A 13360-nucleotide genomic window follows, 5' to 3' on the forward strand; every position below is an offset into this window, starting at 1 on the left:
CCCTAAGGCCCACCCCCGACGACGCCCCGTCAGCCGGGGGCGTGCCCCGGACGTGGCACAGCTCGCAGTCCGGCCGGACCGAGGGAGACACGTACGATGGTCGGGTGACTGATGCGCAGACGACTCCCCGGACCGGCAAGCGCGTGCTCCTGGCCAAGCCCCGCGGCTACTGCGCGGGCGTGGACCGGGCGGTGCAGACCGTCGAGGAGGCGCTGAAGCTCTACGGCGCTCCCATCTACGTGCGCAAGCAGATCGTGCACAACAAGCACGTGGTGCAGACGCTGGAGGCCCAGGGCGCGATCTTCGTGGAGGAGAACGAGGAGGTGCCGGAGGGCGCCACCGTCATCTTCTCCGCGCACGGCGTGGCCCCCGAGGTCTACGAGCAGGCCAAGGCGCGCTCGCTCAAGGCGATCGACGCGACCTGCCCCCTGGTCACGAAGGTGCACCAGGAGGCCCGGCGGTTCGCCGCCGAGGACTACGACATCCTGCTCATCGGCCACGAGGGGCACGAGGAGGTCGTCGGCACCGCCGGTGAGGCGCCCGCGCACATCCAGCTGGTGGACGGCCCGGACGGCGCCGACAAGGTCACCGTGCGCGACCCCGAGAAGGTCGTCTGGCTCTCCCAGACCACCCTCTCGGTCGACGAGACCCTGGAGACCGTGGCCCGGCTCAAGCAGCGGCTGCCGCTGCTCCAGTCGCCGCCCAGCGACGACATCTGCTACGCCACCTCCAACCGGCAGCACGTGGTCAAGGAGATCGCCCCGGACTGCGACGTGGTGATCGTGGTCGGCTCGCGGAACTCCTCCAACTCCGTCCGCCTCGTCGAGGTGGCGCTGGACGCCGGCGCCCGCGCGGGGCACCTGGTCGACTTCGCGCACGAGATCGACGACGCCTGGCTGGAGGGAGCCCGCACCGTGGGGCTGACCTCGGGCGCCAGCGTGCCCGACGAGCTGGTCCAGCAGGTGCTCGCCCATCTGGCCGAGCGCGGCTTCGCCGACGTCGAGGAGATCACGACCGCCAACGAGCGGCTGACCTTCTCGCTGCCGCAGGAACTCAAGCGCGACCTCAAGGCCGCGGCGGCCCGCGGCTGACCGGCCGGAACGAAACCACCGCCGACCACGTCCAACCGGTCATGAAGACTCCTCGGACGGTGCTCGTCGCCCTGCTCGCCGGCGTGGCGCTGACCGCCTGCGCCGGCCCCGGCAGCGAGCCCGGCGGCCCCAGCCCGACGGTGGCCACCCCGGCGACCAGCAGCACCGGGCGGTGCGAGACATGGCCCGCCTGCCAGCCCGATCCCGGCCCCAGCCCGACAGGAGCCGCCCCCGTGACCAGCCAGCCCGACCCCGGCCCGAGCCGCCCGAATCCCACCTGGAAGGGCGGCCCGTCGAAGCCGCCCGGCCCCGGCGCCACCACGCTCAGCGGGACGATCCGCGCCGGTGTCGAGCCGAACTGCCTGCTGATCGACGACCACCTGCTGATCGGCGGCCCGCGCGACCTGCTCAAGCCCGGCACCCGGGTCGAGGTCACCGGCCGCTCGGAGCCCGGCATGATGACCACCTGCCAGCAGGGCACCCCCTTCGTCGTCGAATCCGCCCGCCGGGCCTGACCCGACGCCCCGCGCAGCGGGCCGGAAACGGCGGAGCCCCGCCCCCCGGACGGGGGGCGGGGCTCCTGGGTTCAGCGGGTCAGTTGACCGCACCGACCTCCACCGAGCCGCGGCCGACGACCGCGCCCTCGACGGTGGTGACGGCCAGGTCACCGTAGAGCTCCCGGCCGGCGGCCGGCGCCGACTTGGCGGTCACCGTGCCGGTCAGGGTGGCGGTGGCGCCGTTGGCCAGGGACAGCGGGGTGCTGGGGGCGGAGAGCGAACCCAGCGCCGGGGACGCGAACGAGTCGCGGTAGTCGTACGCGGTGGTCGGGTCGCTCACCGCGTAGCCGTCCACGACCACCCGGTAGGTGCCGGCGGCCGGGTTGGACAGGGTGACCGCCTCCTCCGAGTCACCGTCGGCCGACTGGCCCACCCGGGTCGCGCCGAGGAAGACCGACAGGTCCAGGTCGGCGCTCAGGTCGGACGGGTTGCCGATCCGCGCGGTGAACGAGGTGGCGCCCGCCGGGACGTCCACCGTGTATTCCTGGCGACCGCCCGTGGCGATGCTCGGCCGCTCGGCGTGCACGCTGGCCAGCGGGCCGCCGACGCCGGTCACCTGGACCGGGCCGAAGGCGTTGGTCAGGCCCCAGCTCACCTCGGTCGGGGCGCCGGCGGTCACCGACGGCAGCTCGACCACGGCCGGCTCGACCGTGACGCCCTGCACCCGCGCCTGCAGCTGGAACGGGTTGTCCAGCGCCGGCGACGTGCGCCGGGCCTCGACCTCGATCTCCCACACACCCCGGATCGGGTTCTGGTAGTCCCGCTCCTGCGGCTTGCAGGCGGCGGCGTCGGAGAAGTTGGTGTAGCAGGCGGTGCTCGCGGTGCTCTCGACCGGCACGCCGTACGGGTTGATGGCGATGAACCGGGTCTGCGAGCCGGTGGCGATGCCGGAGAGGTTGACCTGGAGCGCGCCCGCGCCCTCCGGAACCGTCACGAAGTACGAGGTGAAGCCGTTCCGCTCGACCGAGCCGCCGGTGGAGAAGGAGTAGGCCGGGGCGGAGACCGCGTTCGAGGCGACCACGACGGTGGCGACCTCGAAGTCGACCACCGAGGTGGACACGTCGTCGACGGTCATGATCGCGCCGTGCGCGCCGGCGGTCAGCGGCTTGGCCTTCACCTTGACGGTGACGGTCTTGTTCAGCGGCAGCCACACGACCTGCGGGGCCGAGAAGGTGCCGTCGTTGCCGCGGAACGCGACGGTGTGCTTGAGGCCCTTGTTCGGGCCGCTCGTGCGGGTCAGCTTGACGTCGTAGTAGCGGCTCTCCTTGACCTTCTGCCCGCCCTTGCCGGCCGCGCAGCGGTTGTAGATGCCGGTGCCCACGTTCGGGTTCGGCTCGAACTGGCCGGAGTCCTTGTTGTACTTCGTCAGGTTCCCCGACAGCTCGGTGCAGACCGGCGCCTCGGAGGTGTACGTCCGGGTCTGCACGCCCGAGGCGAGCAGGCCCCACGCGCCCGGCACGTTGAACATGCCGTAGCCCTGCGCGTACGTCGGGACGCCCGCGAGCGGCTTGGCGGAGGTGTAGATGGCCCGGCGCAGCGCGGCCGGGGTGACGCCCTTGTCGGTGGCCTTGGCCGCCGAGAGCAGCAGCGCGGCGGCGCCGGTGGCCTGCGGCGAGGCCATCGAGGTGCCGTTCAGCATCTGGTAGCCCGGGGGCAGCGGGTAGCCGGCCTCGGGGACCGGGTTGCCGGGCTGCCAGGTCGGCGCGGTGGAGATGGCCGAGCCGGGGGCGGTCACGTTGGGCTTGAAGCCGCCGTCCTCACGCGGGCCGCGGGAGGAGAAGTTGAACAGCGCGTTGCCCTTGCGGACGACCGAGCCGTAGTTGGCCAGCCAGGTGTCCTTGCTGATGTTGGCGGCCACGCTGACCACGTTGCTGGCGACCGAGGGGTCGCCGACGGTGTTCAGGCCCGGGCCGGAGTTGCCGGCCGAGATGAACATCTGCACGCCGTAGGTGGTGATCAGCGTGTCGTAGAGGTTGGCGCGCGCGTTGGAGCCGTCGTTGAGCGCCGGCAGGCCGCCGATCGACATGTTGACCACGTCGACCTTGCGGTTGACCACGAGGTCCACCATGCCGGTGGTGAGCGCTGCGGCCGTGCAGCCGCCGCCCCACGAGCAGGCCCGGGCGGAGACCAGCTTGGCGCCCGGGGCGGCGCCGTCGAAGGCGCTGTTGCCCAGCATGTCGTTGGCGGCGGTGATGCCGGCGACGTGGGTGCCGTGGGTGGCCTCGATGATGCCGATGTTCACGTAGTCGGCCAGGCCGGGGCCGCCGGCCGGGGTGGTGTCGACGTCCTCGCGGTATTCGACGACGAACGGCATCTGGTCCCGCACCGCGGTGGCCGGGTTGTCGGTGCCGAAGTGGCCGACCTGGAACTTCTCCTTGTACGGCCGCATCACCTCGTCGTCGGTGAAGTCGCGGTTCTGGTTGACGTCCACCCGGATGTCGTGGTTCACGGGGTTGTAGAGGATGCCCCAGGAGTCGGTGGTGTCGCCGTCCCGGTTGACGTCGCCGGCCGGGTCGCTGCCCGCCGTGATCGACTCGCGGAAGGTGTTGAAGCGGTAGGTGCCGGCGGGGGCGGTCCAGGTGAGGGCGGAGGCGCCGGTGCCGGTGGTGAAGGAGGGGCCCGCCACCTCGGTGATCATCGCGCGCCAGGTGGCGTCCTCGAGCGGGTCGGTCGCGGTCACCCAGTCGACGATCTTGCGCTCGCCCGTGGTGGTCGTCTGCAGCGCCGGCTGGTCCAGGTCGACCCCGGAGTCCATGATGCCGATGGTGACGCCGCGGCCGTCCCACTCCGGGTGCGCGGCCTTGAAGGCCTCCGCGCCGGTCTCGTTGGTGGGCATGTACGGGTTGACCGCGCCGGTGTCCGCGCCCGGGCCGGCCAGCGTCGCGCCCTGCTTGGCGGTCTTCGCGCCGGCCGGGGCGGCCTCGGGGGCCGGGTCGGGGAGCTTGATGGTCTCGTCGAGGTCGACGGCGGAGACGCCGGGGAGCGTCGCGGCCTTGAGGACCTTCGGGGTGGGAACCTTGGCCAGCAGGTAGCCGACCTGGTCGTAGCGCTGGCTGACCGTGGCGCCCAGACCGGCCAGCCCGTCGGCGACCTTCTTGGCCGAGCCCTTCTTGGCGGCGATGATCAGCGTGACGGTCGGGGCGTGCTTCGCCTCCGCCTCATCGAGCAGCTTGGCGTCGTGGGCGCCCAGCGTCTCGGCGGCGGTCGGCTGTGAGGCGTCGGGGGCGGCGGCGGGGGCTGCGCTCGCGGTCGCGGCACCACCCCCGACGGTCATGGCGCCGGCCGCCAGGACCGAGGCGAAGAGCGCGGCGGAGGTACGCCGGCTCCGGTTACGAGGTTGACTCACGTTCTCTTCCTCCAGAGAACAGGGCCCTTCAGGAGACAGGGCACGCGTGACAGCGATCCTTCGGGCTGGCCCTGTCGGTGTCACTACTCCGAAGTAGGTTGTGACCACTCCGTGACTCCGATCGGCCGTCGTCGTCACGTGGTGAGTGTCAATCGTCGATGACTGCCGTCCGTTCGACCGATGTGGACGGGGTCTCCACCAGCTCCGGGGCCTGCGGCTGGCGCGGCGCCAGCTCGACCTGGGCCGGGGCGGCCAGCTCCTGGTCGGAGACGCCCAACTCGGCCAGCTTGCGGGCGCTGACCAGCACCCGCGCCTCCAGCGAGCCGACCGCCCGGTTGTAGGCGGTCACCGCACCGCCCAGCGCGCCGCCGAGCTTGCCGACGTGGTCGCCCAGGGTGGACAGCCGCCCGTAGAGCTCGCGGGCCAGCGAGTGCACGGTGGCCGCGTTGCGCGCCAGCGCCTCCTGCCGCCACGAGTAGGCCACCGTGCGCAGCAGCGCCACCAGCGTGGCCGGCGTGGCCAGCACCACGTTGCGGGCGAAGGCGTGCTCCAGCAGCGACGGATCGCGCTGCAACGCCACGTCGAGGAACGGGTCGGCGGGAACGAACAGCACCACGAAGTCGGGGGTCTGGTCGAACGCCGCCCAGTAGGTCTTGGCGGCCAACCCGTCGACGTGCGCCCGCAGGTGCCGCGCGTGCGCGTCGAGGTGGGTGTCCCGCCCCCGCTCGTCGCGCGCCTCCATCGCGGTCAGGTAGGCGTCGAAGGGCGCCTTGGCGTCGACCACCACCGTGCGGCCGCCGTGCAGCCGGACCACCAGGTCAGGGCGGACCCCCTGGTGGTCGGTGGCGGCGGTGACCTGCTCGTTGAAGTCGCAGTGCTCCAACATGCCGGCCGCCTCGACGATCCGGCGGAGCTGGTGCTCACCCCAGCGGCCGCGGACCTGCGGGGCGCGCAGCGCCGCGACGAGCTGCTTGGTCTCGGTGCGCAGCTCGCCGGAGACCGCGCTCATCGACCGCACCTGTTCGCGCAGCTCGGCGTAGGCGTCGACCCGGTCGCGCTCCAGCTCGGCGACCCGCTGCTCGTAGCGGCGCAGGGTGTCGTGCAGCGGGGCCACCGCCCGGGCCACCGCCTCCTGGGACTGCGCGGTCGCCTCGTAGCTGAGCGCCCGCATGGACTGCTCCAGCCGCCCCTCGCCCTCCCGGGTGGCGGCCAGGGTCGCCTCCAGCCGGGCGATCTCGGTCGCCGAGCGCGACCGGGCGGCCAGCCAGCCCACCGCGCCGCCCGCGGCGAGGCAGAGCACCACCACGGCCAGCGTCGAGAAGCTCATGCCGAAGAGCTTGCCAAACGGGTACGACGTGCGCCCGCTGGGTACGTTCGAGGTCATGGAGGTTGCCCTGTGGGTGGTCTTGATCCTGATGCTCGGAGGTGCCCTGGTGTTCTGGCGGTGGGGGAGCAGGTCCCGGCGGGCCACCGAGCTGGCCGACGCCCGCGCTGAGGCGCAGCGCTGGTACGAGCGGCTCGGCGGGCAGCTCATGAACCTGCACGGGGACGCCCCGGCGGTCCGCCAGGCGCTGGCCGACGCCGGTGAGCGCTACAACGCGGCCGGCTCCCAGCTGGAGCAGGCGGGCACCCCGCACCAGTTCGCCCTGGCCCGGGAGACCGCGCTGGAGGGGCTGGCGTACATCCGGGCGGCGCGCACCGCCATGGGCATCGACCCGGGCCCGGAGCTGCCGCCGCTGGCCGCCGCGCGTGGCGCGGGCATGCTCACCAAGGAGCGCGAGGTCAACGTGCAGGGGCAGACCTACCGGGCCGGCCCCCAGCCGGGAAACCAGACTCCCTACTACTATCCGGGCGGAAACTGGCAGGGCCGCCCGGTGCCGGCCGGCTGGTACTCGACGCCGTGGTGGAAGACGGCGCTGGGCACCGGGGCCGGCGTGCTCGGCGGCATCCTGATCGCCGACGCGCTCTTCTCGCCCGCCTTCGCCGACCCGGGCTACGGCTACGAGGCCGGCTACCAGGAGGGCTTCAACGACGGCCAGGACCAGGGTGGCGACCAGGGTGGGGACCAGGGTGGCGACCAGGGTCAGGACTTCGGCGACCAGGGCCAGGACTTCGCCGACCAGGGTGACTACGCCGCCGGCGATTTCGGCGGCGGGGACTTCGGCGGCGGGGACTTCGGCGGCGGCGATTTCGGCGGCGGCGACTGGTAGCGCGCCCGGGAGGACGAAGGCCCCGGTCGGCGGGACCGGGGCCTTCGTCGTCGACCCTGGTCAGCCGGTGTTGCGCATGCCGGCGGCGATGCCGTTGACCGTGGTGAGCAGCGCCCGCTCCAGCGCCGTGCCGTCGTTCGGGGCGCGGCGCCCGCCCGGCGCGGTGGCCACCGCACGGCCCGCGGCGCCGGAGTCCCGGTACTGCTGCAGCAGGGCCACCTGGAGGTGGTGCAGCGGCTCCAGGTAGGTGTCCCGTACGGCGAGGGTGCGCTGGAGCACGGGTGAGTTGTCCAGCAGGGCGGGCGAGGCGGTGACCGCCAGCACCTCCTGCTTGGTCAGCTCGTACTCCTGCTCGATCTTGGCGAAGATCGGGTGCAGCTTCTTGGGGACCAGGGTCTCCACGTAGCGCCGGGCGATGGTGAGGTCGGTCTTGGTCAGCATCATCTCGACGTTCGACAGGAACGTGCGGAAGAAGTGCCAGTTCCGGTTCATCTCGGCCAGCACGTCCTCCAGCCCGGCCGCGCGCGCGGCGGCCAGCCCGGAGCCCACACCGAACCAGCCGGGCACGATCTGCCGGGTCTGCGTCCAGCCGAACACCCAGGGGATGGCCCGCAGGCCGGAGAGCCCGGCGCCGGTGTTCGGCCGCTTCGCCGGCCGGGAGCCGATGTTGAGCGCGCCGAGCAGCTCGGTCGGGGTGGAGGCCCAGAAGTAGGCGGGCAGGTCCGGGTCCTCGACCAGCGACCGGTAGGACCGAAAGGCCGACTCGGAGACCACGTCCATGGTCGCGTCCCAGCGCTCCAGCATCTCGGCCGGCTGCCGGGGCGCCGTGTGCAGCAGCGTCGCCTGGAGCACCGCCGCCACGGTCAGCTCCAGGTTCTCCCGGGCCAGCGCGGGCAGCGTGTACTTGTCGGAGATGACCTCGCCCTGCTCGGTCACCTTGATCGCGCCGTCGAGCGTGCCGTACGGCTGGGCCAGGACCGCCTCGTGGGTGGGGCCGCCGCCCCGGCCGACCGTGCCGCCCCGGCCGTGGAAGAGCCGCAGGTGTACGCCGTGCCGCGCCGCCACGTCCCGCAGCGCGCGCTGGGCGCGGTGGATGGACCACTGGCTCGTGGTGATGCCGGCCTCCTTGTTGGAGTCCGAGTAGCCCAGCATCACCTCCTGCACGTCGCCGCGGGCCGCGACGAGGGCGCGGTAGGCCGGCAGGGAGAGCAGCTCGTCGAGCAGTTCGCCGCCGGCGTTCAGCTCGCCCGGGGTCTCCAGCAGCGGCACGATCCCGATCCGGGCCCGGCCGCTGTGCACGTCGACCAGCCCGGCCTCGCGGGCCAGCACCACCGCGGCGAGCACGTCGTCCACGCCCAGCGTCATCGAGATGATGTACGACTCGATCACCTCGGCGCCGAACCGGTCCTGCGCGTCCCGGATCGTCCCGAACACGTCGAAGGTCTTCTGCGCGCTCTCGGTGAGCGGGCTGTCCTGGGTGGAGAGGGGCCGCCGGCCGGTCAGCTCGTCGGCGAGCAGCTTGGTGCGCTCCAGCCGGGTGAGCGACGGGTAGTCGGAGACCTCGCCGACCGCCGCGTAGAGCTGGGCGAGCACCTCGTGGTGCTTCTCGGCGTGCTCCCGGACGTCCATGGTGGCGAGGTGCAGCCCGAACGCGGAGACCGTGCGGATGGTGGAGGCCAGCCGGCCCACGGCGGTGAGCTGCCCGGAGTTGCGGGCCAGGGAGGCGCGCAGCAGCTCCAGGTCGGCGATCAGCTCGGCCGAGCCGCGGTAGTCCCGCCCCGGCACGTGCGGGGTGCCGGCGCGCAGCCGCTCCCGGGTGTTGGCCAGCTTCGCCTTCACGCACCGCGCCTTGAGCCGGTAGGGCTCCTCGGCGTTGACCCGCCGGAACCGGGGCGCCACCTCGGGCAGCGCGTCCAGGTCGGCGGCGAGGCTGGCGGACAGGTCGAGGGAGACCGCGCGCAGCCGGCGGGAGACGCTGACCTCGTTGATCAGCTCGTCCATGGCCTTCTCGGTGGCCGCGATGCCGTGCTCGTGCTGGATGCGCAGCACCTCGCGGGTGACCGTCGGGGTGACGAACGGGTTGCCGTCCCGGTCGCCGCCGATCCAGGTGCCGAAGGTCAGCGGGCGGGCGGTCGGCGAGGTCTCCACGCCAAGGGTGCGCAGCGTGTCGGCGAGGTCGTCGAGGACCTGCGGGGCGGCCTCGGCGTGCAGGTCCCGCAGGTAGTAGATGGCGTTGCGGGCCTCGTCGGTCGGGTCCGGCCGGTCCAGCCGCAGCTCGTCGGTCTGCCACATGAGGTCGAGCAGCTCGGCCAGGCGCCGGTTGGCCGGCCCCTCGTCGCTGGCGCCGTAGAGGATCGCGTTGGCGGTCTCGGCGTCCAGCTCGTCGGCGACCGCGCGCAGCTTCGACAGGATGGACCGGCGGGCCGCCTCGGTGGGGTGGGCCGTGAAGACCGGGCGTACCGCGAGCCGGCGGGCCGCGGCGGCGATCTCCTCGGCCGGCACCCCACGCTCGGCGATCATCTTGGCCGCCTGGTCCAGCCAGCCGCCGTGCATGGCCCGCCGCCGGCGCAGGTCGCGGGCCCGGTGCACCTGCTCGGTGATGTTGGCCAGGTGGAAGTAGGTGGAGAAGGCCCGGGCCAGCTTCGTGCCGGTGGTGACGTCGAGCCCGGCGAGGCGCTGGGCGGCGGCCGGCGGGTCGGAGCGGACCTGGGCGCGGATCTCCTCCACCAGGTCGAGCAGGGGGCGGCCCTCCTGCCGGGCGAGGGTCTGCCCGAGCAGCGTGCCGAGGCGGCGGATGTCGGCCCGGAGAGCGGCGTCGGGGCCGTCGTGGTCGTGCTGGTCGGTCACGGTGCGCTCCTTACGCGAGTACGAAGGACAGCGCTGTCCGACTCCCTGGATGGTATCCGCGCGAGCCCCGGCCGAAGGAGGGGGATCGCGTGACGATCTGCATTCTGGGACCGGCCGACCGGCTCAGCCGGGTGGCCCGCCGGCGGTGTCCGGGCGGGCGCGGCCGGCCCGGACCGCGCGCCGGTGCGCCCGGAAGATCGTCGCGGTGACCAGCCCGAGGAGCCCGAGCAACGCCCAGAGGGCGAGCCCGGACAGCGTCCAGCCCATCGAGCGGCGGTCGAAGTAGACCGCCGACTTGATCAGGTCGGTGGTCAGGCCGGGGAGGTTCCACCGGTGCATGCCGCGCATCCAGGCCGGCAGGAACTCGGGGGCGTAGATGCCGCCCGACCCGGGGTTGCCGAGCACCACCAGCAGCAGGATCACGAGGCCGGTGCCGAGCAGCCCGAGCCATGCCTGCACGGCGCTGGCGACCATGGCGGCGGCGAAGACGGCCAGCGCGCCGACCGCCGCGACGGCCGGGATGTCGTGGTGCCAGACGTCGAGCACCGGGCCCACGACGGTGGCGCCGACGACGCCCAGCACGACTGAGTAGACGGCCAGGGCGGCGATCCGCAGCCCGGCCCGGGGCAGGCTCACCGGGGCGGTGCCGGTGCTCAGGCCCAGCGCGGTGGAGGCCAGGTAGCCGCCCAGCACGAGGCCGACCGCCAGGTAGAACGGGACCAGCCCGCGCGGGTCGGTCGACTCGACCGGCACCTCGTCGGTGACCTGGATCGGCAGGTGCGCCTGCTGGGCGGCCTGGCCGAGCAGCTGGGTCACCAGTTCGGTGGCGACCGGGGCGGAGGCGCTGGCGGTGGCCAGGCGCAACCCGTTGTCGGGGCTGGAGGTGAGCACGCCGTACACCTCGCGGCCCGTCAGGGCGTCGTCGGCGGCGCCCGGGTCGTCGTACTCGATGGGTTCGATCTTGTCGGTGCGCTGGCGGACGGCGGCCAGCACGGCCTGCGCGCGCTGGTCGCCGAGGACGACCCCGACGGGCACGTCGTGGGGCCGGGGCTGGTGCAGCGCGCCCACGTAGGCGGCGATGAACGCGGTGGCCAGGGCCAGCGTGCCGAGCAGCAGCGCCGCCGTCCGGGGCAGCCAGTCGCGTACCGGAAGGTTCCGCTGCGCCTCGTCCACGCGCTCAGCCTATTGCCCGCATATGCCCGGCTCGGGCGCTTTCTCCGGGCGGAATTCGCTGGCCCGGACCGATAGCTTCGGATCATGGTGCTGCCCAGCTATCCCCCGAAGCCGAAGCCCGGCGACCGGGTCGCGGTCGTCTCGCCCTCCGCCGGCCTGCCGGGCCTCTTCCCGCACGTCCACGAGCTGGGCCTGCGCCGGCTCCGCGAGGAGTTCGGGCTGGAGCCGGTGGAGTACCCGACCACCCGGCAGCTGGGGGCCGACCCGCGGGACCGGGCGCGCGACCTGACCGCCGCCTTCGCCGACCCCAGCATCACCGCCGTGCTCGCCACGGTCGGCGGGGACGACCTGATCACCGTCACGCCGTTCCTGGACGACGCGGTGCTACGGGCCAACCCGAAGCCCTACTACGGCTACTCCGACAACACCAACGTCCTCAACCACCTTCACCGGCTGGGGATCGTCGCCTACCACGGCGGGTCGGTGCTGGTGCACCTCGGCCGGTCCGGCGCGCCGCACCCGCTGACCGTCGACTCGCTGCGCGCGGCGCTGTTCACCTCCGGCTGGTACGAGCTGGCTCCCGCGCCCGAGTGGGGCGACGAGCCGCGCGACTGGCGGGACCCGGCGACGCTCGCCGACGAGCCGGTGATGTTCCCCGGCGAGGGCTGGCGCTGGCACGGGCCGGCCCGGGTGGTCCAGGGGCGCACCTGGGGCGGCTGCCTGGAGATCGTGCACTGGTTGCTGGCCACCGACCGGGTGCCCTCGGCGGCCGAGCTGGCCGGATCGGTGCTGATCGTCGAGACGTCCAACGAGCTGCCCGGCGCACAGGAGGTCTTCCGGATCGTGCGTAACCTCGGCGAGCGCGGGCTGCTCGCCGGCTTCCCGGCGATCGTGGTCGGCCGTCCCAAGGCGTGGGACTTCGACCGGCCGCACACCCTGGACGAGCGCCGGGCCTGGGGCGAGGCGCAGCGGGAAGCGATCCTCCGGGCCCTCGCGCCGTACGCCGACGACCCGGTGGTGGTCTTCGACGTCGACCTCGGCCACACCGACCCGCAGCTGATCATCCCGTACGGCGGCGAGATCCGCGTCGACGCGGCCAATCGCCGCATCGCGGTCCGCTACTGAGAGGCGATCTTGGTAGGAAACGGCCCCCAGAGGGGCCACCTCATACCAAGATCTCTCAGTCGATGGCGGCGAAGGCGCGGACCGGGAAGGTGCCCATGCCGGCCACGCGCGGCGGGGCGGCCGTGAAGCGGAAGCCTTCCGGGGGTAAGGCCGTCAGGTTGGTCAGGTGTTCCACGATCGGGATGCCGGCGGCGAGCAGGGCACTGTGGGCCGGGCGCTCACCGGCCGCCGCGGGGGTCATGTCGTCGATGTTGATCGAGTCGATGCCGACCAGCGCCGCTCCCGCCTCGACCAGCCAGTCGGCGCCGTCGGCGGTCAGGTAGGGCGCATCGGGGCCGGCGTACCGGTCGGTGCCGAAGTGCCTGTCCCAGCCGGTGTGCAGCAGCACCGCCCGGCCGGCCACCTCGTACGGGGCGAGGAGCAGCCGGTCCACCGCCCGGGTGCCGGCCGGTACGCGCACCACCACCCCGGGCAGGTCGGCGAGGCGATCCAGCGGGACGCCGGTCAGGTCGGGGCCGTCCGCCCAGCGGTGCGCCGGGGCGTCCACGTAGGTGCCGGTGTTGGCGATCATGTCGATCCGGGCCACGTGGAACTCGACGCCCGGCGCGTACCGCTCCCGGGACGCCTCGCGGGTCAGCCAGTCGGTGATCCGGGGCGGCTGCCAGCCGGGCAGGGTGATCATGCCGTCGGTGACCACGTGGCTGAGCTCGACGAGGCGCCGCCCGCCGGCCGCCGGGGCGGCCACCCCGCGACCGCCCTTGTGGGGCTCCTCCACGACGGTCCGGTTGGTGATCCGCACCTCGCCGACCATGAGCAGGCCGAGGTGCCGCACGAGGAGCGCGGCCAGTTCGTCGTCGGTGATCTCCGGCCCCGGGATGTCCAGCCGGAATCCGTCGGTCCGCAGCCCGCCGCCGTTCGCGAAGATCACCTCGGCGTCGAAGACCGCGCGGTACTCACCCGTCATGCGCCTCACCGCACCATGGGGCCCCGGCCCCCGTCAAGATCCATGTC

At 73.3% G+C, this 13360-nt stretch carries 9 protein-coding genes; 4 read left to right on the top strand and 5 right to left on the bottom strand.

Annotated elements, in window-relative coordinates; all coding sequences use genetic code 11:
• The first annotated feature begins 104 nt into the window (after positions 1 to 104).
• Positions 105 to 1091, top strand: coding sequence for a 4-hydroxy-3-methylbut-2-enyl diphosphate reductase (locus tag F8274_RS05780; protein ID WP_151461236.1), 987 nt, complete (start codon positions 105 to 107; stop codon positions 1089 to 1091).
• A 41-nt stretch (positions 1092 to 1132) separates the two neighbouring features.
• Complete coding sequence (locus F8274_RS05785) at positions 1133 to 1606, top strand: hypothetical protein (RefSeq protein WP_151461237.1); 474 nt, start codon at positions 1133 to 1135, stop codon at positions 1604 to 1606.
• Positions 1607 to 1685: 79 nt separating this feature from the next.
• On the opposite strand, the gene F8274_RS05790 is transcribed toward F8274_RS05785, so the two are convergent.
• On the bottom strand, positions 1686 to 4994 hold the full coding sequence (locus tag F8274_RS05790) for a S8 family serine peptidase (protein WP_151461238.1): 3309 nt from the start codon (positions 4992 to 4994) through the stop codon (positions 1686 to 1688).
• Between the two features lie 148 nt (positions 4995 to 5142).
• A complete protein-coding gene (locus F8274_RS05795) occupies positions 5143 to 6321 on the bottom strand; it encodes a DNA recombination protein RmuC (RefSeq protein WP_151461288.1) in 1179 nt (392 codons plus the stop codon).
• Positions 6322 to 6376: 55 nt separating this feature from the next.
• On the opposite strand from F8274_RS05795, the gene F8274_RS05800 reads away from it, so the two are divergent.
• Positions 6377 to 7204, top strand: a complete 828-nt coding sequence (locus F8274_RS05800; RefSeq protein ID WP_151461239.1) for a hypothetical protein — start codon at positions 6377 to 6379, stop codon at positions 7202 to 7204.
• Between the two features lie 60 nt (positions 7205 to 7264).
• On the opposite strand, the gene ppc is transcribed toward F8274_RS05800, so the two are convergent.
• The gene (ppc, locus tag F8274_RS05805) at positions 7265 to 10051 is read right to left on the bottom strand and encodes a phosphoenolpyruvate carboxylase (protein WP_151461240.1); all 2787 of its coding nucleotides are present in this window, start codon (positions 10049 to 10051) and stop codon (positions 7265 to 7267) included.
• Positions 10052 to 10174: 123 nt separating this feature from the next.
• Positions 10175 to 11224: a hypothetical protein gene (locus tag F8274_RS05810; RefSeq protein WP_151461241.1), complete on the bottom strand. Its 1050-nt coding sequence runs from the start codon at positions 11222 to 11224 to the stop codon at positions 10175 to 10177.
• Between the two features lie 84 nt (positions 11225 to 11308).
• On the opposite strand from F8274_RS05810, the gene F8274_RS05815 reads away from it, so the two are divergent.
• Positions 11309 to 12349: a S66 peptidase family protein gene (locus tag F8274_RS05815; RefSeq protein ID WP_151461242.1), complete on the top strand. Its 1041-nt coding sequence runs from the start codon at positions 11309 to 11311 to the stop codon at positions 12347 to 12349.
• A 55-nt stretch (positions 12350 to 12404) separates the two neighbouring features.
• Here the strand turns inward: F8274_RS05815 and F8274_RS05820 are convergent, their stop codons facing one another.
• On the bottom strand, positions 12405 to 13313 hold the full coding sequence (locus F8274_RS05820; RefSeq protein WP_151461243.1) for a cyclase family protein: 909 nt from the start codon (positions 13311 to 13313) through the stop codon (positions 12405 to 12407).
• Between the last annotated feature and the right edge of the window lie 47 nt (positions 13314 to 13360).

Origin of the sequence: Micromonospora sp. AMSO31t, from assembly GCF_008868175.1 — a bacterium.
Taxonomy (GTDB): Bacteria; Actinomycetota; Actinomycetes; order Mycobacteriales; family Micromonosporaceae; genus Micromonospora.